This window comes from Hansschlegelia zhihuaiae (assembly GCF_004103825.1).
GTDB classification, from domain to species: domain Bacteria; phylum Pseudomonadota; class Alphaproteobacteria; order Rhizobiales; family Methylopilaceae; genus Methylopila; species Methylopila zhihuaiae.
This window is the reverse complement of the sequence record NZ_RYFI01000010.1, coordinates 118,788-136,804: the sequence shown is the minus strand read 5'-3', so window position 1 is coordinate 136,804 and position 18,017 is coordinate 118,788. Positions and strand designations below refer to the sequence as shown.

Here is an 18,017-nt window from a genome sequence, read left to right as displayed (position 1 = left end):
CCGAACAGGAAGCACGATCCATGAGGAAGTTGCTGACGACGGCCGCGTTCGCCGCGGCTCTCGCGCCATCCGCCGTCTTCGCCGACCCCGGCCACGGTCAAGGCGAGGCTCGCGCCTTCGGCGAGCCCGGCGATCCCAAAAAATCCGCTCGCACGGTCGAGATCATCATGAAGGAGACCGACGACGGCCGAATGCTGTTCGAGCCTGAAACGGTCATCGCCCGGCGCGGCGAGCAGGTCCGCTTCGTCCTGAAGAACGAGGGCCAGTTCGACCACGAGTTCATGCTCGCGACGCGGGCCGACAATGACCGCCACGCGATCGCGATGCGCAAGAACCCCGACATGGAGCACGACGACCCCAATGGCCGTCGCCTCGCGCCCGGCAAGACGGACGAGATCGTCTGGAAGTTCACCAAGGCCGGGGAGTTCAACTTCGCCTGCCTGATCCCCGGCCACCGCGAGGCCGGAATGGACGGCGTCGTCGCCGTCAAGTGACCCGCGAACCCAAGGAGACCGCTATGAAGAAGACCGCCGCCGTCGGCGCCACACTCGCCGTCCTCCTGCTCACAGCAACCGCCGCCTCCGCGGCCGAGGGCAAGGTCAAGAAGATCGACGAGGCTGCGGGCAAGATCACGCTCGAGCACGGTCCGATCAAGAACCTCGACATGGACGAGCCGATGACCATGGTGTTCAAGGTCGCGCACCCCGCCATGCTCAACTCGATCAAGGTGGGCGACAAGGTGATGTTCGACGCCGACCGCGTGAACGGCCAGATCACGGTCACCAAGATTCAGAAGAAGTGAGTGGCCGCGGCGGCCACGCCGCCAGCCGTCTCCCGCGCAGCGGAGCGTTTGACGCGCCGTGCCATCATGGCGAAGGCGCCAGGAGCGGGGTGCGGAGCGCTTGGGTCAGTCCTCGTCCAGGATGCGCCAGCGGGCGCCCTCGAGATCATCGAACTGGCCGCTCCTCAGCGACCACAGGAACGCGGCGAGCCCCAACATTCCGAGGCTCACGGCGGCGGGAACCAGATAGATCAGGACTGTCATGCGCGGGCCTCGACGAGCCTGCGTTCCCCGCCGGACACAGCGCGCGCGCTGCGCAGCCGCAAAGCGTTCACGGTCACGACCAGCGAAGAACCAGACATCGCCAGCGCAGCGACGAGCGGGCTCGCATGGCCGGTCACCGCGATCGGCACGGCGGCGACGTTGTAGACGATCGCGAAGGCGAGATTTTCGATCATCGCCGAGCGAGCGCATCGAGAAATGGCGAGCAGATCCGGAACCGCCTTCAGCCGTCCGTCGAGAAGGACGGCGTCTGCGGCGACCTGGGCGACGTCGACGCCGGAAGCCGGCGCGAGCGAGGCATGCGCGGCGGCGAGCGCAGGGGCGTCATTCATGCCGTCGCCCACCATCAGCGTGCGCCTTCCGGACGCTTTCAGCTGTTCGAGACGCGCAATCTTGTCCGCGGGCGTCTGGCGCGCGCGCCACCGGCCGACGCCAAGCTCGGCGGCGACGCTCGCCACCGCGTCAGGCCGATCGCCCGAAATGATTTCGATCGCTAAGCCCGCCTTTCGGAGCGCGGCGACCGCATCACGGGCGTCCGGTCGGATACGTTGTTCGACCGCGATCAGCGTCGGCTCGCTGTCGTCCTCCCGGTAGGCGATGAAGGTCGCCCGGGGGCGGCGCTCCTCGGCGGCCGCGAGTTTGGTCGCCGCTACGCCGCAGAACGTCGGACTGCCGAGCCTGGCGCGGCGGCCGTCGACGCGTCCCTCGACGCCTTGGCCCGGACGCTCGACGACCTCCGTCGCAGATGCGTTCTCCGTCGCGCCGGCCGCCATGGCGAGCGCGCGCGCCAACGGATGGCGACTTCGCGACGCGAGTCGCGCGGCCCGCCCGGCGAGAGCCGGGTCGATGTCAGCCAGATCGGTGATCCGTCGCTCGGGCTCGGTCAGGGTTCCGGTCTTGTCGAACAGGACCGTGTCTACGGTGGCGAACCGCTCGATTGCGTCGCCTGCGTTCAGGAGGACGCCGTCTCGGAACAGTCGGCCGGCGGCGACGACCTGAACCGCCGGGATGGCGAGCGCCAGCGCGCATGGGCATGTGATGATGAGGACGGCGATGGCGTTGACCAGCGCCGTCCGCCAATCGGCTCCCGCCGCGAGCCAGCCGATCAGCGTCGACAGCGCTCCGAGATGGACGACGGGCGTGTAGAAGCGGGCGACGCGGTCCGCCAGACGTCGGGTCCGCGATCTGGCGTCGCCCGCCGCGCGCAGCAATCGCTCGACCTCGTCGAGAAAGCTGCCGCTGGCGGGCCTCGACGCGCGCAACTCGACGGCGCCCGATCCATTGCAGGCTCCCGCGCAAATCTCGGTCCCGACGACGGCGGCGACCGGAGTGGTTTCGCCGGTCATAATCGACAGATCGAACTCGCTCGCGCCGCGGGCGATGACGCCGTCGACCGGCGCGCGCTCGCCGGGCCGCACCAGCACAAGATCGCCTGGAGCGATCTTCGAGGCCGGCGTCTCCACCAATTCGCCCGTCGGCTCGATCTTCACCGCGGTGTCGGTGCGCAGGGCGGCGAGCGTCTCCGCCTCGAGCGCGGTGCGACGACGCATCAGCTCGTCGAGGACGCGTCCGCAGAGCAGAAAGAACAGCAGCATGAGGGCGCTGTCGAAATAGGCTTCTTGCTGGCGGGTCAGCGTGTTGACGAAGGAATACGCGGTCGCGAGCGTGACGCCGACCGAGATCGGCAGGTCCATCGTCACGCCGCCGCGGCGGACAGCCCGCCAGGCGCTGGAGAAGAACGGCCGGCCCGCCACCGCGATGCAGGGAAGCGCGATCAGCGCGGACACCGCGTGGAAGAAGTCGCGGGTCTCGGGGGTGATGTCGGTCACATTGCCGGACCAGATCGCGACCGACAGCATCATGACGTTCATCGCGCCGAATCCCGCTGTCGCGAGCGACGTGAGCAGCCGGCGCATTTCGGTCGACGCCGCGCCGCGGGCGAGCGCCGGATCAAATGGCCTCGCCGGATGGCCGACGGCGTCGAGCGCGGTCAGGAGGCCTTCGAGATCCGCGTCATCGCGCTCCAGCGCGACCGTAAGCCGCCGGGTCGTCAAATTGAGGCGCGGGCTCGCGACGCCGCGAATGCGCGCCGCCGCGCGCTCGATGTCGCCCATGCACGCGGCGCAGTCGACATTGTCGACTGCAAGCTCCAGCCGCCGGCGGCCATCGGCCCCGACGGTGGTCCACGCAGCCCAATCCCGCTTCGATGCGGCGGGGCCGAAGCTGACGTCCTCGATTGCGTTGATGGCCGCGGCCGAGGCTGTCATGGCGCGATGATCAGGGCGTTGCGGCTTGTGAACACAATGTCGCCGCCGCGGCGGGCGACCAGCTCGACCGTCCACCCGCCGGGCGTCAGCGCGACGAACGCCCCGGCGTAACGACCGGCCGCGCCCTCGATCAGCGTCGTCGACCGATCGAGGAATTCGTCGCTGGGATGCTCCAATCGGGCCTCGACGGCGAGGCCGGATTGAGGAGAGCCGTCTCGATCCTGGAAGACCGCCCAAGCTTCGGCCCGCGCCGTCAGGTCGAGACTTCGATCGACGTGAAGGTCGACGGTCCAGCCGCGCGCACGTTGGTCGGCCGCCTCGCGCAGGACGGTCGGCATGGCCTTACCGGCGGCGTAGGAGCTTTTCACTTCGACGCCGTTGAAGCTCTTCACGGCGAGATAGGCCATCGCGAAATTGACGCCGAGGACCACCGCGAAGGTCCCGAGGAGCCAGCACAGGAAGGCGCGGCCGGTGAAGGCCCGGCCGCGGGCCCGAACCGCGTCAATCGTCGTCATGTTATCCCCCCTGATACTTGCCCACTGGCGACCGGAAGAAATCGCCGGCGCCGGCGACGTCGCCGCTCGCGCTTTCGGTCACGCGGAACTGGATCGGAGTCGCTGCGACGTCCGGACCCGGCGCGGGCGCCGTGACGACGACGCGAAGTTCTCGCGTGGTGTCCGGACCGACCTGGATGGCGGGGAGGCCGTCGGCGCCGATCTCGGCGCCGACGGCCTCGATGGTCGCGCGCGCCAGCCCGGCGACGCTCAACGAGAACGTGCGCGTGACCGTCTCCTTGTTGAGGATCCGCACGACGTAGCCGTTACGGACGCCACCGTCGGACAGGCGCACGAAGAGCGGATTGCGGTCGTGGATCACATCCAGACCGGTGAATGCGCGCGTGGCGAGCGCGTAAGACATGACCCCGCTCACCAGCGCGATCACGACCGCATAGAAAACCGTGCGCGATCGAACGATTTTAAAGGTGGGCGCGAGCCCCTTGGCCCGCCGCCCGATATTCACCTCGGTGTCGTAGCCTATGAGGCCCTGCGGCCGTCCGATCTTGCCCATAACGGTGTCGCAGGCGTCGATGCACAGGCCGCACTGGATGCAGCCCAGCTGTGAGCCTTCACGGATGTCGACGCCGGTCGGACAGGCGGTGACGCACTGAACGCAATCGACGCAATCGCCCGCTGGCGACCCCAGATTTCGTGCCGCCGTCGCATGCTTGAGCGACATGCGCGGCTCGCCGCGATCCCGGCGATAGGCCACGTTCAGCGCGTGTCTGTCCGTAAGCGCCGCCTGTATGCGCGGCCACGGGCACATGTAGAGGCAGACCTGCTCCCGCATGTGGCCGGCCAGCGTGTAGGTCGTGAACGTCAGGATGCCGATCCAGACATAGGCGGAGATCGGCGCGGCGCCGACCGCGAGATCCCGGACGAGGGTCGGCGCGTCGGCGAAGTAGAGCACCCAGGCGCCGCCGGTCCACCAGGCGATGAAGAGCCAGGCCGCATGTTTCGCCGCCTTCTTGGCGATCTTCTCTGCAGTCCAGGGCGCGGCGTCGAGCGCCATTCGGGCGCGGCGATCGCCCTCGATCCGCCTCTCGACTGCGAGGAACAGATCGCACCAGACCGTCTGGGGGCAAAGATAGCCGCACCATAGTCGCCCAGCGACGGCGTTCATCAGAAACAACGTCATCGCTGCAAGGACGAGCAGCCCCGTGAGGTAGTAAACCTCCTGAGGCCAGATCTCGATGAAGAAGAAATAGGCGCGCTGATGGGCCAGATCGATCAGGACGGCCTGCCCGGGCGCGTCCGGACCCCTGTCCCAGCGTACGAACGGAAGGGCGTAATAGATTCCGAGCGTCAGAATGAGCAACGCCCACTTGATCGAGCGGAATCGCCCGGAAACGGCCTGCGGATATATCTTCCTGGCGGAGACATAGAGGCTGACGTCTTCCGCTTGCGCCTGCAGGCCGGTTGTCATGGTCAGCCTCGATCGGATCGAACGCCCCAAGGGCTCTGTGTTTGTTAGAAGCCGGGGGACCGTCTGCGCCTTGAGTTGGATCAATCGTCCGGCGACAGCGGGACCCGACGCGCGGCCGCACGGTCAGGAGCGGCAAGCGTCGTGGCGCTCGAACGTTGGAAGCGGGGCGCCGCTCCAAGACAGTCCGGCAAGGACAGTCCGGAGAGCGATCCGACCGTCCGCTAGCCGCCGAGGCAGAGCTCCATATCCAGCCTGCTCAAGCGCAGGCCTGCTGTCCTTGATCCCGCTCAACGACGCGTCCCGGCGGAGCGCCTGTCATGCGCCTCCAGAGATCAGGCGCCCCGCGGCGTCCCAAGAGAGGTTTAAGACATGGATCAGTTGCTGACGGAGAATGAACTCGAGGCCCGCCTGAGAGACGTCGGCGCCCAGCGCTACCACCATCTCCATCCGTTCCAGCTGCGTCTCCAGAGCGGCCGGTGCTCGCGCACCGAGGTCGAGGCCTGGGCGCTGAACCGCTACCTCTACCAGGCCTGCATTCCGCAGAAGGACGCGATCATCCTGTCGCGGATGGACGATCCGGCGCTGCGACGCCCGTGGCGTCAGCGCATCGTCGACCATGACGGCGAGCGCGAAGGCGACGGCGGCATCGCGCGTTGGCTGAAGCTCACCGACGACCTCGGCCTCAGCCGAGCAGCCGTCATGTCCGGTCGTTTCGCGCTGCCGGCGACACGGTTCGCCGTCATCGGCTACCTCTCCTTCGTGCGCGACGCCACGCTGCTGGAGGCGATCGCCTCGTCCCTGACGGAATTGTTCTCTCCGTCGATCATCGCGACGCGCACCGCAGGGATGTTGGCGAACTACGACTTCATCCGGCCGGAGACGCTCGCTTATTTCACCGCGCGGCCGGTCCAGGCCAAACGCGACAGCGATTTCGCGCTCGCCTATGTGAAGGCGCACGCCACGACGCCGGAGCGTCAGCAGGCGGTGATCGCCGCGCTCGAGTTCAAGTGCGCGATGCTGTGGGCGATGCTGGACGCCCTCGAACACGCATATGTCTATGCGGAGCCTGCTCCCGGCGCCTTTCGCGCGGGAGACGCTCGTGCGCCGCACCTCGTCGCGGCGGCCTAGGCTGATTGACGCAAGTCAAACGCGGCGGACCCGCGCCAGGCTATCCGGGCGGAAAATGGCGGCGACGGCAAAGCGCCGTTGGTCTTCCGCTCGGAGCAGCCGGCCTTGCCCCACGACACCTATTTCCGCGCGCGCATCGAGGGCCTGAAACGCGAAGGCCGATATCGGGTCTTCGCGGATCTCGAACGCAGGGCCGGCCGCTTCCCCCGCGCGCTCCACCACACCGACCGTGGGCCTCGCGAGGTCACGGTCTGGTGCTCCAACGACTATCTCGGCATGGGTCAACACCCCGACGTGCTCACCGCGATGCATGAGGCGCTGGACCGGGCGGGCGCAGGGGCTGGGGGCACCCGCAACATCTCCGGCACCAACCACGACCACGTATTGCTCGAAGCCGAACTCGCCGACCTGCATGGCAAGGAGGCGGCGCTGCTGTTCACCTCCGGTTTTGTGTCCAACTGGGCGACGCTTGGAACGCTGGGCCGACAGATTCCAGGCCTTGTGATCCTCTCGGACGCGCTGAACCATGCGTCGATGATCGACGGCATCCGTGCCAGCGGCGCAGAAAAGCGCATCTTCAGGCACAGTGATCCAGAAGACCTCGACCGCATCCTCGCCTCGCTCGATCCCTCGCGGCCGAAGCTGATCGCCTTCGAGAGCGTCTACTCGATGGACGGCGACATCGCGCCGATCGCCGAGATCTGCGACGTCGCCGACAAATACGGCGCCATGACGTATCTCGACGAGGTCCACGCGGTCGGCATGTACGGCCCGCGCGGCGGCGGCGTCGCCGAGGAGCGCGGGCTTACGCACCGCCTCACGATCATAGAAGGCACGCTCGGCAAGGCGTTCGGGGTGGTCGGCGGCTACGTCGCGGGCTCGGCGGCGACGGCCGACTTCGTTCGCTCCTTCGCGTCGGGCTTCATCTTCACGACGTCGCTGCCGCCCGCGGTCGCCGCCGGCGCGACGGCGTCAATCCGGCATCTCAAGGAAAGCCAGGCCGAGCGCTTGGGCCAGCGCGATCGGGTGGCGCGGGTGCGGCGCCGGCTCGATCTGCTCGGCATTCCGCACCTGCCGAACCCGAGCCATATCGTGCCCGTGATGGTGGGCGACCCGGTCAAGTGCAAGCAGCTCTCCGACCGGTTGCTCAATGAGCACGGCGTTTATGTCCAGGCGATCAACTACCCGACCGTGCCGCGCGGGACCGAGCGGCTGAGGATCACCCCCTCGCCCCTCCATACCGACGCCGACATCGAGCATCTGATCGCGGCGCTCGCCGCGGTGTGGGCGGACGCGAGACTGTCCGTCGCGGCGTGACCGCTTCCCCGCGCTGCAGCAAACAGGACAGGCGCGACGCCGGATGCTCCACGGCGCCGCAAGCGGCGACGCTGGGAGACCCGCCCGCCGCGTGGCGCCAGCCAAACCCCGCCCCGCGACCGCCTGGCCCTTGATCAAGATCAAGGCGGACAGTGGTCGCCCAAACCACGGTGGCGGCTCCAGACCACGAGAACCGAGATGCCGCCAAAACCCATCACCGTCGAACGCAAGCGACACCCGTCACGACTGAAGCAAATCACGCTTCACGTCGCGCGATGCCCCACGTTTCCCGAGGGAAGCCAAGACCATGGCTATTCCTTCGTCGCGCCGCTGACTTCGGCCGGCAAGCTTGATCCGGTTCTGTGGAGAAAGCAGCGAGCGCGCTGCCGCGCCGTCAGGTTCTGGGCGGGGTCACCGGTGCGCGTGGGGATGCTCATCCACCGCGCGGGAGGCGCCGGCGGCTCGACCTGGCTGCTCGATTTCGACGCAAGCCGGCGCGATGACGATGAGGCCGGCTACCGCTTCGACCTGCATCAGTTCACGCCCGGAGAATATGTGACGCTTTCCGATGAGAAGGACAGCTTCGCATTTCGCATCGCCTCGGTCGAGGACGCGCCTGAAGCCGGCGCCTCTCAAACAGCGCTCGAAGCCGTCGGTCAAAGCTGACCTGCGAGCGCGCTGGCTGGGAGCCAGCCCGGCGCGTCCACTCCGGATCGTCGAAGAGAACTCCTCATCTGCGGAGCAAATCGGACCGCACGTCGAAAGACGCCGCGTTTGATCGGGATCAAGGGCGGTCAGCGAGCGCCGCTGCAATCTGCATTTGAGAGCCTCTTGATCACAGGAGCGAGAAATGTCGTCATCCACCATCGCCGTGATGAGCGTCGAACTCGAGAGATCGAGGCCGCCCTATCGTCGCATACTCGTGCCCACCGACGGCAGCGCGCTCAGCCAGGGCGCTGTTTTCGAGGCTCTCGAGCTTGCGGCCTCAATCGGCGCATCCGTCGTGCTTCTCACAGTCAATGAGCCATTCCGTGTCCTGACGACCTCGGTTGAGATGATCGAGTCGACGCGCGAGGAGTATGAGCGGCACGCTGAGGCGCACGCCGACAAGCTCCTCCAGCAGGCGGGCGCGTGGGCGGATGACGCCGGCGTTCCGCATTCCTCTGTCCGAAAGTGGAGCGACCAGCCCTATGAGGAGATCATAAAGGTCGCGCATGAACACAATTGCGACCTCATCGCGATGGCCAGTCATGGCCGCCGCGGTCTGTCGGCGATCGTGCTGGGATCTGTCACCCACAAGGTGCTGACCCACTCGGACATTCCAGTTCTCGTGCTGCGCAAGTCTGTGGAGACTACTGCTCAGCGCAGCCTTTCAGCAGCCGAGGGCGTCCATGACAACGCGGGAAACTCCTGACATGCTGGAACAGAGAGAGCGCGCCGCCGAGTCCGGCTTCGTGCATGAACGCGACGTCGCTTTTCAGGCGCATGCGCGGCGCGACAGGATGTTCGGGCGCTGGGTCGGTCATTTGATCGGCCTCAGCGGAGCTGCGGCCGACGATTACGGCCGTACGCTGATGCTTTCGAACGTCGAAGGAGGGAGCGACGAAACCCTGCTCGCGGCGGTTCGGACGGACCTCGCGAAGCACGGCGTCTTCGGCGTCCGCGCCACCGAAGAGCGCCTGCAACGCAAACTGGAGCGGCTGGGCGCGCTCGCGGATGCTCATCTCCGTGGCTAATCCTCAGCGTCTTTCCTGGGCGGCGCTGGTCGCCGCCTCCGCCCTTTCACTCGCCTTCGCGCCCCCGGCGTCGGCGTTGGAGCCGAGAGCTCAGCGAGGTCAGACATTCGCGAAGACGCATTGCGCGATGTGTCACGCGATCGGCCCGCGCGGCGCAAGTCCTCTCAAGATCGCGCCGCCGTTCCGCACGCTGCATGAACGTTACCCCGTCGAGACGCTCGCCGAGGCTTTCGCCGAAGGCATCCAGACGGGACATCCGTCCATGCCTCAGTTCCGGCTCGACAGCGCCGAGATCACGGATCTGATCGCCTACCTCAAATCGCTCGAGAGCGCAGGGCCCTGATCTCGAGAGCCATAGAGTTTGACGCGCATCAATGCCGGCGGGCTCGACAGCGCCCAGCCTTTCGAAGGTTTGTTGATCATGGGAGTTCGAGATGAGCGCGCATGAGGCTGGTCTCTCCCGGTTCGCCAGCGTGATGGCCCATTTCGATCTCGGCCCGTGGGCGGAAGCGCGGGGCCGGCTCGCAGCGACGCTGGCCGACGAGTTTGGCGCCCGGCTCATCGGCGTCGCGGCCGAGCAGCCGCTCGCGCCGGTCTATGCCGAAGGACTTCCGAACGTCGCCGAGGAGGTGACCGAAGAGGAGCGCCACCGAACCTCGCGCGACCTCGCGGCCGCCAAACGCGCTTTCGAAGCCGTCGCCGGTTCGCGCAATGACGTCGAGTGGCGCGCCGCTTTCGCCCATCCCGAACGGTTTCTGATCGAGCAGGCGCGCGCCGCCGACATCATCGTGGTCGGCCGGGGCGCGACGTATGACGAGCGCGATCCCAATCTCGGCGTCTCGCCTGGAACGATCGCCATGGAATGCGGACGGCCGATCCTGATCGTGCCGCCCGAGAAGGACCACATGACCGCCCATAAGGTCGTGGTCGCGTGGAAGGACACCCGGGAGGCCCGTCGCGCCGTTCATGACGCCCTGCCGATTCTGACGCGAGCAAACGAAGTTCACGTCATGACGGTCTCGAAGGCCTTGCGCGACGAAAGCGCGGAGGACGTGTGCGCCTGGCTCACGCGCCACGGCGTCGCTTGCCGCCCTTCGATACGCGCGGGGGACATTCAGTCGATTGCTGACGAACTCCTCGATCTGACCGGCGATCTCGGCGCCGATCTCATCGTCTCCGGCGCATACGGTCATAGCCGAATGCGGGAATGGCTGCTCGGCGGCGCGACGCGCGACCTGCTGGAGACCAGCAACGCGTGCCTCCTGATGTCGCATTGAGGTCGCGACGCCAGCGCCCCGTCGCTGACGCTCCGCCATCTGAATACAGCTCCGCGAAGTCCTTCGGTCTCTCGCTGCGCCAGGCGTCAGCTTGCCGCTCACACGTCGAGATTGGCGACCGCTAAGGCGTTGTCCTGGATGAACTCGCGGCGGGGCTCGACGACGTCGCCCATCAGTTTGGTGAAGATGTCGTCGGCCTCGTCGACCTCTTTCACCTGCACGCGCAAGAGCGTGCGGGCGTTGACGTCGAGGGTCGTCTCCCAGAGCTGGTCGGGGTTCATTTCGCCCAGGCCCTTGTAGCGCTGCAGCTGGCTGACGCCCTTGCGGCCGGCCGCCAGGACGCCGTCGACGAGCTCGCTCGGCCCGTGGACCGGGGTCGCCTCGTCCTTGCGCAGCAGATGCGGCGCGCGGCCGAAGATCTCCTGCAGGCCAGCGGCGCGGTCGTCGATCTTCCGGGCGTCGGCGCTCGCCAGGAAGGCGGCGTCGATGGTCGCGGCCTCGCGCACGCCGCGCACGGTGCGGGCGAAGGTGAAGCCGGCCTCGCTCGCAGTTCCCTCCCAGCCGCGCTCGGTCTCCTCGGCGAGCGCGTCGAGCCGGCGCGCGATATAGTCCGCGGCGGCCTGCGCCTTCTCCGCGTCCTGCAGCACGTCGACGGTCAGCGCGCCGGCGATCGCGGCCTGCTCGATCACCGGCCGCCGGTAGCGCGAATGCAGCTGCCCGAGGATCGAGCGCACCGCCCTCGCCTGCTCGACGACCTGGCGGAGGTCGAGCCCCGAGCGCGCCTCGCCGGTGGCGAGCCGGAGCGTCACGCCGTCGAGCCCCTGGTCGATCAGGTAGTCCTCGAGCGCCCGCTCGTCCTTAAGGTATTGCTCGGACTTGCCGCGCGCGACCTTGTAGAGCGGCGGCTGAGCGATGAAGACATGGCCGCGCTCAAGCAGCTCCGGCATCTGACGGTAGAAGAACGTCAGCAGCAGCGTGCGGATGTGGCTGCCGTCGACGTCGGCGTCCGTCATGATGATGATCTTGTGGTAGCGCAGCTTCTCGACGTTGAACTCGTCGCGGCCGATGCCGGTGCCGAGCGCCGTGATCAGCGTGCCGATCTCCTGGCTGCCGAGCATGCGGTCGAAGCGGGCGCGCTCCACGTTGAGGATCTTGCCGCGCAGCGGCAGCACGGCCTGGAATTCGCGGGCGCGGCCCTGCTTGGCGGAGCCGCCGGCCGAGTCGCCCTCGACGATGAAGAGCTCGGACTTGGCCGGGTCGCGCTCCTGGCAGTCGGCGAGCTTGCCCGGCAGCGAGGCGATGTCGAGCGCGCCCTTGCGGCGGGTCAGTTCGCGGGCCTTGCGGGCCGCCTCGCGGGCCGCGGCCGCCTCGACGACCTTCTGCACCACCGTCCTGGCGTCGGCCGGGTGCTCCTCGAACCAGCGGTTCAGCGCCTCGTTGACGAGGTTCTCGACCGCGGGCCGGACCTCGGACGAGACCAGCTTGTCCTTGGTCTGGGACGAGAACTTCGGGTCCGGCACCTTGACCGAGAGCACGCAGGTCAGCCCCTCGCGGGCGTCGTCGCCGGTGAGGCTCACCTTCTCCTTCTTGGCGATGCCGGAGCTCTCGGCGTAGCCGTTGACCTGCCGGGTCAGCGCCGCGCGGAAGCCCGCGAGATGCGTGCCGCCGTCGCGCTGCGGGATGTTGTTGGTGAAGACCAGCACGTTCTCGTGGTAGCTGTCGTTCCACCACATCGCGACCTCGACCCCGATGCCGTCCTTCTCCGAACGGAGCACGATCGGGGCCTCGATCAGCGGATGCTTGGCGCGGTCGAGATAGCGCACGAAGGCCTCGACGCCGCCCTCGTAAAACAGCTCCTCGCGCTTGACGTCGGCGTGGCGGGCGTCGGTCAGGACGATGCGCACGCCCGAATTCAGGAAGGCGAGCTCGCGCAGCCGGTGCTCGAGCGTGGCGTAGTCGAATTCGGTGACGCCCTGGAAGGTCTCGAGGCTCGGCGTGAACGTCACCTCGGTGCCGCGCTTGCCGTTGGACGGACCCGTGACCTTGAGCGGCGCGTCCGCGACGCCGTGGGTGAACGACATCTCGTGCGTCTGGTCGTTCTGCCAAATGCGCAGGATGAGCTTGACCGAGAGCGCGTTCACGACCGAGACGCCGACGCCGTGCAGGCCGCCCGAGACCTTGTACGAGTTCTGGTCGAATTTCCCGCCGGCGTGCAGCTGGGTCATGATGACCTCGGCGGCCGATATGCCTTCTTCGGTGTGGATGCCCGTCGGGATGCCGCGGCCGTTGTCGGTCACGGTGCAGGAGCCGTCGGGGTTCAGCGTGACCGTGACCTCGTCGGCCCAGCCGGCCAGCGCCTCGTCGATGCCGTTGTCGATGACCTCGTAGACCATGTGGTGCAGACCCGAGCCGTCGTCGGTGTCGCCGATATACATGCCCGGCCGCTTGCGGACGGCGTCGAGGCCCTTGAGGACGCGGATCGAGTCCGCGCCATAGTCGTCGGCGCCGCCGTTCTGGGGAATGTCGGACATCAAGATCTCTCAGGTTCGGCGCCTCAGCGGCGAGGCGCTCTGCGGCGGCGCTGAAACGCGCGCGAAGCCCGCAGGAATCAGGCGGTTTTCCTACCGCTCCTTGGTACTCCGGATGGCCGCAAAAAGCGAATTTCGCGGGTCAGACCATCCACAGCGGAACCACCTCGCACGGGGCGATCCAAGCCGCTGAGATATAGGCGCTTTCCCGGAAATTTCCACGGCGCGCCCACAGCCGTGCCGGGGCCACTCAAACGAGTTCGCGCGCGGCGCCGTCCGAAATCGCGAAAAGCCGCGCCCGGTCGCCGATTTCCGCGAAGGCCGCGGGGTCCGCGCCCGTCAGCCAGGCCTGCGCCGACAGCCCGTCGAGCGCCGAGAACAAGGCTTCGCGGCGCATGGGGTCGAGATGCGCCGCCACCTCGTCGAGCAGCACCACGGGCGCGAAGCCGTCGAGCCGAGCAATGAGCCGAACATGGCCGAGCACCAGGCCGATCAACAGCGCCTTCTGTTCGCCGGTCGAGCATTTCTCGGCCGGCATGTCCTTGGCGGCGTGGCGGACCAGAAGATCGCTGAGATGGGGACCCTCCAGCGTCCGCCCCGCCGCCCGGTCGCGCGGCCGCTGGCGGGCGAGACGCTCGCGATAGAGATCCTCGACCGCGGAGGCCGACGCGGAGCCGAGCTCAGTCTCCAGAGACCCTTCGAGGCTGAGCCCCGCGCTCGGAAACGGCGATCCCGGATCGGCGGTCTCGGCGATCAGCGCCGAGAGGCGCCCGACCGTCTCGGCCCGCGCGGCCGCGACCGCGACCGCGAGTTCCGCGACCTCGCGCTCGACGGCGTCGAGCCAGCGCGCATCCGGCCGCTCCTCCTCCAGCAGGCGGTTGCGGGCGCGGAGCGCCTTTTCGAGGCCGGAGGCGCGCGGCGCGTGCTCGGGGTCGGCGGCGGTCACCAGCCGGTCGAGGAAGCGCCGGCGGTCGCCGGCCGGACCGCGGAACAGGCCGTCGAGGTCGGGCGTCAGCCAGACGAGCCTCAGATGCTCCGAAAAGGCGCCGGCGGAACCGACCGGGGCGCCGTCGATCCGGCAGCGGCGCCCGCCCTCGGCCAGGGCCTCGATCCCGGTCCCGAGCCTCACCGCCCCCTGCGCGCCGAGCGCCTCGGCCGCGACCGCCCAAGAGCCGTCGCCGGGGATGCGGGCGAGTTCGCCATGCGGCGCGCGCCTCAGGCCACGGCCGGGCGCGAGCAGCGAGATCGCCTCGAGGATGTTGGTCTTGCCCGCGCCGTTCGGCCCGACCAGCGCGACCGAGCCGTCGCCGCAGACGAGGTCGAGCGCGGCGTAGGAGCGGAAATTCGTGAGGCGCAGCCGGGTCACGGCCGCGCGGCGGGGGACGGTCATGAGCGGAAACGATGGAGCGCGTCGGCCCCCTCCACCGCTTCGCGGTCCCCCTCCCCCGCTGCGCAGGGGAGGATCGCAGCGGCGGGCGCATCGGATCCTCCTCCGCTCGCGGAGGAGGGGGACCATGCGAAGCATGGTGGAGGAGGCCCCAGGCGCAAGGCCTCGGGACAAAGGGCGTCGAGAGATATGGCGCCCCTCACACCCGCATCGGCATCAGCACATAGAGCGCGGGGGCGTCGTCGCGGTCCTGAACCAGCGTCGGCGAGCCCGGATCGGCGAGCCGGATCAGCGCCGTGTCGCCCTCGAGCTGGCCCGCGATGTCGAGCAGATAGCGGGAGTTGAAGCCAATATCGAGCGGATCGGACTCGTAGTCGACCTCGATCTCTTCCGTCGCGTTGCCCGAGTCCGGATTGGTAACGGTCAGCACGAGCTTGCGGTCGGAGAGCGACAGCTTCACGGCGCGGCCACGCTCCGACGAGATCGTCGAGACGCGGTCGACGGCGCTCGCGAACTCGGCGCGGTCGACGGTGAGGCGCTTGTCGTTGCCCGTCGGGATGACGCGGCCATAGTCCGGGAACGCGCCGTCGATCAGTTTCGAGGTGAGGATCGCCTCGCCGGAGGAGACCCGGATCTTGGTCGGGGACAGCTCGACCCGGACGTCGCCGTCCGGATCCTCGAGCAGCCGCTGGATTTCCGCGACGGTCTTGCGCGGCACGATCACGCCCGGCATGCCCTTCGCGCCGGCCGGCGCCGGCATCTCGACGCGCGCCAGACGATGGCCGTCGGTCGCGACGGCCCGCAGGACCGAGACCCCGCCCGTCTCGGCGACGTGGAGATAGATGCCGTTCAGGTAATAGCGCGTCTCCTCGTTCGAGATCGCGAACTGGGTTTTGTCGATCAGGCGGCGGAGGTCGGCCGCGCCGATCTCGAAGCGCACCGGCAGTTCGCCCGCCGCAAGGTCGGGGAAATCCGAGTCGGGCAGCGTCTGCAGGGTGAAGCGCGAACGGCCGGCGCGGATCGTCAGCTGGCCGCGGTCGCCGGTCATCTCGAGCGCGACCTGGGCGCCGTCCGGCAGCTTGCGGACGATGTCGTAGAGCGTGTGGGCGGGCGCCGTGGTGGCCCCGGCCTGCGCGACTTCGGCCGCGACGGAATCGACGATCTCGAGGTCGAGGTCGGTGGCCTGCAGCTTGAGCGCGCCGTCGCCGGCCCTGATCAGCACATTGGCGAGGATCGGGATCGTGTTGCGCCGCTCCACGACGCGGTGGACGTGAGCGAGGGCCTTCAGCAGGGCCGCTCGCTCGAGGGTCGCTCGCATGTTCGTCCCGCTCCGTCGGGTGAGGACGCCGGCGGCGCGGCGCCCGCGGACGGGCGTACGGCCGGCAAGCGCGACGCAAGTCCGCGCTCAGGGACTGCGGACATTGCCCCAGCGTTCCGGGCGATTCAAGCCGTGGAGCCCGCCCGGACGGCGGCGCACGGGCTTTTCAACCGCCTCGTCGCGACGAAGTCGGGGCGGATTGTCGCGCCGGGTCCTGACATGACGGGGACCGGCCTCTAGATGCACTGCAAACCCAGACGCTCGCGGCCCGTCCTCACGCCTCGTTCAGGCGCGCCGCCGCATTGCGAAAGGAGCGCGCGCCGATGCCGCACATTCCGATCGACTTCACCTTCCTCACCAATCTGGTCGTGGTCTACGGCTTCAACATCCTTGGCGCGACGCTGATCGCGATCGTCGGCTTCTGGCTGGCGGGGCTCGCGGAGCGTGGCGTCCACCGCGCCCTGCACAGTTCGAAGCGGGTCGACAACACCGTCGCGACCTTCCTGTCGAGCCTGACGCGCTACGGCATGCTCGCGATCGTGCTGATCGCGATGCTGCAGCTCGTCGGCATCCAGGCGACCAGCCTGCTGGCCGTGCTCGGCGCCGCCTCGCTGGCCATCGGCCTCGCGCTGCAGGGCACTCTCTCCAACATGGCGGCCGGCGTCATGATGCTGCTGTTCCGCCCGTTCCGGGTCGGAGACCGCATCGAGGTCGCGGGCAAGTCGGGCGTCGTGAAGGAACTCTCGCTGTTCTTCACCGAGCTCTCCACCACGGACAACGTCCAGGTGCTGATCCCGAACGCCTCGTGCTGGGGCACGGCGGTGGTGAACTACTCCGCCTATCCGAACCGGCGCATCGAGACGACCGTCACGGCCGCCAATGGCGACGCCGACGCCACGGCGCGCGACCTCGCGCTCTACCTCAACGACAATCCCCGCGCGCTGAACGACCCGGCGCCCGTCATCCGCAAGACGAGCTATGGCGACGAGATCGAGCTCAACGTGAAGGCCTGGGTCCCGGCCAACGACACGGACGCGCTGAAATACGAGATCAGCCGCTTCGTCGCCGAACGCACGCGCGCCCGCGAGGTGCAGCCGCCCCAAGCGGCGGAGTGAGGAGGGGGCGTCTACTGATGAGGGTAAATCGTCATTGCCGGGCCTGACCCGGCAATCCATCCCTTAGCGAAAAGATGGATGCCCGGATCAAGTCCGGGCATGACGGCCGCGCGCCGCTCACTCGAGCAGCATGCGCTTCAGCAGCTCGATCTCGTCGTTCAGCGTCTGATCGGTCTTGATCAGCTCATCGATCTTGCGCACGGCGTGCAACACTGTGGTGTGGTCGCGGCCGCCAAAGCGCCGTCCGATCTCCGGCAGCGAGCGCAGCGTCAGGGTCTTGGACAGATACATCGCGACCTGGCGCGGGCGGACCACGTTCTGGGTGCGGCGCGAGGACAGCACGTCGGCGCGGCTCACCTGATAGTGCTTGGCGACGATGCGCTGGATGTCCTCGACCTTCACGCGCTTCGGCTCGACCTGCCGGATGAGGTCGCGCAGCGCCGTCTCGGCCATCTCGACGGAGATCGGCGCGCCGGTCAGCGTGTTGTGGGCGAGCAGGCGGTTGACGGCGCCGTCGAGGTCGCGGCCGTTCGCGGTGACGGTGCGCGCCACATAGGCGATCACCTCCTCGGGCACCTCGAATTTGGAATGGAGCGCCTTGGCCGCCGCGACCCGGACGGCGAGGATCTTGGCGCGCAGCTCCTCGTCGAGCGCGCCGAGCTCGAGCGTCAGACCGCCGGCGAGCCGCGAACGGAGGCGCTCGTCGACGCCCTCGAGCTCCGAGGGCGGGCGGTCGGCGGCCACGATCACCTGCTGCCCGCCGTCGAGCAGCGCGTTCAGCGTGTGGCCGAACTCCTGCTGCACGGTCTTGCCCTGCAGGAACTGCAGGTCGTCGATCACCAGCAGGTCGATGGCGCGCAGCTTCTCCTTGAAGGTCAGGGCCGTCTGGGCCTTCAGC

17 protein-coding genes and 1 pseudogene are annotated in these 18,017 nt (G+C 68.3%); 10 read left to right on the top strand and 8 right to left on the bottom strand.

All coding sequences use genetic code 11. The features are described 5' to 3' along the window. The first annotated feature begins 20 nt into the window (after positions 1-20). Both EK403_RS11870 and EK403_RS11865 read left to right on the top strand, forming a co-directional pair. Positions 21-494 carry a cupredoxin domain-containing protein gene (locus EK403_RS11870; RefSeq protein ID WP_128777704.1) on the top strand — a complete coding sequence of 158 codons (474 nt, stop codon included), beginning with the start codon at positions 21-23 and terminating at the stop codon, positions 492-494. Between the two features lie 23 nt (positions 495-517). Then, entirely contained in the window at positions 518-802 is a 285-nt protein-coding gene (locus EK403_RS11865; RefSeq protein WP_128777703.1) for a copper-binding protein, read from the top strand. A 105-nt stretch (positions 803-907) separates the two neighbouring features. Here the strand turns inward: EK403_RS11865 and ccoS are convergent, their stop codons facing one another. The 4 genes from ccoS to ccoG are packed head-to-tail and all read right to left on the bottom strand — an operon-like array spanning position 908 to position 5,313. Beyond that, the gene (gene ccoS, locus EK403_RS11860) at positions 908-1,045 is read right to left on the bottom strand and encodes a cbb3-type cytochrome oxidase assembly protein CcoS (RefSeq protein ID WP_128777702.1); all 138 of its coding nucleotides are present in this window, start codon (positions 1,043-1,045) and stop codon (positions 908-910) included. Further along, positions 1,042-3,330, bottom strand: a complete 2,289-nt coding sequence (locus EK403_RS11855; RefSeq protein WP_128777701.1) for a heavy metal translocating P-type ATPase — start codon at positions 3,328-3,330, stop codon at positions 1,042-1,044. Before EK403_RS11855 ends, ccoS begins: the two co-directional genes overlap by 4 nt. Next, on the bottom strand, positions 3,327-3,845 hold the full coding sequence (locus EK403_RS11850) for a FixH family protein (protein ID WP_128777700.1): 519 nt from the start codon (positions 3,843-3,845) through the stop codon (positions 3,327-3,329). Before EK403_RS11850 ends, EK403_RS11855 begins: the two co-directional genes overlap by 4 nt. Position 3,846: 1 nt before the next feature. Next, a complete protein-coding gene (ccoG, locus tag EK403_RS11845; RefSeq protein WP_128777699.1) occupies positions 3,847-5,313 on the bottom strand; it encodes a cytochrome c oxidase accessory protein CcoG in 1,467 nt (488 codons plus the stop codon). Between the two features lie 369 nt (positions 5,314-5,682). Between ccoG and pqqC the strand changes: the two are divergent. The 7 genes and pseudogenes from pqqC to EK403_RS11810 all read left to right on the top strand — a co-directional run. Then, positions 5,683-6,390 (top strand): annotated as a pseudogene (gene pqqC, locus EK403_RS11840) (pyrroloquinoline-quinone synthase PqqC); the annotation flags it as partial. A 156-nt stretch (positions 6,391-6,546) separates the two neighbouring features. Then, positions 6,547-7,758 (top strand): 5-aminolevulinate synthase, encoded by a 1,212-nt coding sequence (hemA, locus tag EK403_RS11835; RefSeq protein ID WP_128777697.1) that lies wholly within the window; start codon positions 6,547-6,549, stop codon positions 7,756-7,758. Between the two features lie 198 nt (positions 7,759-7,956). Continuing rightward, positions 7,957-8,424 carry a hypothetical protein gene (locus EK403_RS11830; RefSeq protein WP_128777696.1) on the top strand — a complete coding sequence of 156 codons (468 nt, stop codon included), beginning with the start codon at positions 7,957-7,959 and terminating at the stop codon, positions 8,422-8,424. A 184-nt stretch (positions 8,425-8,608) separates the two neighbouring features. Next, positions 8,609-9,172 carry a universal stress protein gene (locus EK403_RS11825; protein WP_128777695.1) on the top strand — a complete coding sequence of 188 codons (564 nt, stop codon included), beginning with the start codon at positions 8,609-8,611 and terminating at the stop codon, positions 9,170-9,172. 1 nt (position 9,173) lies between these two features. Continuing rightward, a complete protein-coding gene (locus EK403_RS11820; protein ID WP_164919582.1) occupies positions 9,174-9,494 on the top strand; it encodes an ATPase inhibitor subunit zeta in 321 nt (106 codons plus the stop codon). Then, positions 9,475-9,837 carry a c-type cytochrome gene (locus tag EK403_RS11815; protein WP_128777693.1) on the top strand — a complete coding sequence of 121 codons (363 nt, stop codon included), beginning with the start codon at positions 9,475-9,477 and terminating at the stop codon, positions 9,835-9,837. The genes EK403_RS11820 and EK403_RS11815 overlap by 20 nt, the downstream gene beginning before the upstream one ends. Before the next feature lie 91 nt (positions 9,838-9,928). After that, positions 9,929-10,771: a universal stress protein gene (locus EK403_RS11810; RefSeq protein WP_128777692.1), complete on the top strand. Its 843-nt coding sequence runs from the start codon at positions 9,929-9,931 to the stop codon at positions 10,769-10,771. 98 nt (positions 10,772-10,869) lie between these two features. Here the strand turns inward: EK403_RS11810 and gyrB are convergent, their stop codons facing one another. The 3 genes from gyrB to dnaN all read right to left on the bottom strand — a co-directional run bounded on the left by gyrB (position 10,870) and on the right by dnaN (position 16,004). Continuing rightward, the gene (gene gyrB / locus EK403_RS11805; protein WP_128777691.1) at positions 10,870-13,302 is read right to left on the bottom strand and encodes a DNA topoisomerase (ATP-hydrolyzing) subunit B; all 2,433 of its coding nucleotides are present in this window, start codon (positions 13,300-13,302) and stop codon (positions 10,870-10,872) included. Positions 13,303-13,549: 247 nt separating this feature from the next. Then, a complete protein-coding gene (recF, locus tag EK403_RS11800) occupies positions 13,550-14,689 on the bottom strand; it encodes a DNA replication/repair protein RecF (protein ID WP_128777690.1) in 1,140 nt (379 codons plus the stop codon). A gap of 196 nt (positions 14,690-14,885) precedes the next feature. Further along, positions 14,886-16,004, bottom strand: a complete 1,119-nt coding sequence (gene dnaN, locus EK403_RS11795; protein ID WP_128777689.1) for a DNA polymerase III subunit beta — start codon at positions 16,002-16,004, stop codon at positions 14,886-14,888. A 323-nt stretch (positions 16,005-16,327) separates the two neighbouring features. Between dnaN and EK403_RS11790 the strand changes: the two genes are divergently transcribed. Then, entirely contained in the window at positions 16,328-17,119 is a 792-nt protein-coding gene (locus EK403_RS11790) for a mechanosensitive ion channel family protein (RefSeq protein ID WP_128777688.1), read from the top strand. A 117-nt stretch (positions 17,120-17,236) separates the two neighbouring features. Here EK403_RS11790 and EK403_RS23140 read toward each other — a convergent pair. Further along, a partial coding sequence (locus tag EK403_RS23140) for a chromosomal replication initiator protein DnaA (protein WP_245479659.1) occupies positions 17,237-18,017 on the bottom strand: 781 nt, incomplete at its 5' end.

Bases quoted from the DNA above. Each gene is read 5' to 3' on its own strand.
- EK403_RS11855 (WP_128777701.1), bottom strand. From the start codon at position 3,330: ATGACAGCCTCGGCCGCGGCCATCAACGCAATCGAGGACGTCAGCTTC.
- EK403_RS11815 (WP_128777693.1), top strand. From the start codon at position 9,475: ATGCTCATCTCCGTGGCTAATCCTCAGCGTCTTTCCTGGGCGGCGCTG.
- EK403_RS11825 (WP_128777695.1), top strand. From the start codon at position 8,609: ATGTCGTCATCCACCATCGCCGTGATGAGCGTCGAACTCGAGAGATCG.
- EK403_RS11850 (WP_128777700.1), bottom strand. From the start codon at position 3,845: ATGACGACGATTGACGCGGTTCGGGCCCGCGGCCGGGCCTTCACCGGC.
- EK403_RS11870 (WP_128777704.1), top strand. From the start codon at position 21: ATGAGGAAGTTGCTGACGACGGCCGCGTTCGCCGCGGCTCTCGCGCCA.
- EK403_RS11820 (WP_164919582.1), top strand. From the start codon at position 9,174: ATGCTGGAACAGAGAGAGCGCGCCGCCGAGTCCGGCTTCGTGCATGAA.
- dnaN (WP_128777689.1), bottom strand. From the start codon at position 16,004: ATGCGAGCGACCCTCGAGCGAGCGGCCCTGCTGAAGGCCCTCGCTCAC.
- EK403_RS11830 (WP_128777696.1), top strand. From the start codon at position 7,957: ATGCCGCCAAAACCCATCACCGTCGAACGCAAGCGACACCCGTCACGA.
- recF (WP_128777690.1), bottom strand. From the start codon at position 14,689: ATGACCGTCCCCCGCCGCGCGGCCGTGACCCGGCTGCGCCTCACGAAT.
- ccoG (WP_128777699.1), bottom strand. From the start codon at position 5,313: ATGACAACCGGCCTGCAGGCGCAAGCGGAAGACGTCAGCCTCTATGTC.
- ccoS (WP_128777702.1), bottom strand. From the start codon at position 1,045: ATGACAGTCCTGATCTATCTGGTTCCCGCCGCCGTGAGCCTCGGAATG.
- gyrB (WP_128777691.1), bottom strand. From the start codon at position 13,302: ATGTCCGACATTCCCCAGAACGGCGGCGCCGACGACTATGGCGCGGAC.
- EK403_RS11790 (WP_128777688.1), top strand. From the start codon at position 16,328: ATGCCGCACATTCCGATCGACTTCACCTTCCTCACCAATCTGGTCGTG.
- EK403_RS11810 (WP_128777692.1), top strand. From the start codon at position 9,929: ATGAGCGCGCATGAGGCTGGTCTCTCCCGGTTCGCCAGCGTGATGGCC.
- EK403_RS11865 (WP_128777703.1), top strand. From the start codon at position 518: ATGAAGAAGACCGCCGCCGTCGGCGCCACACTCGCCGTCCTCCTGCTC.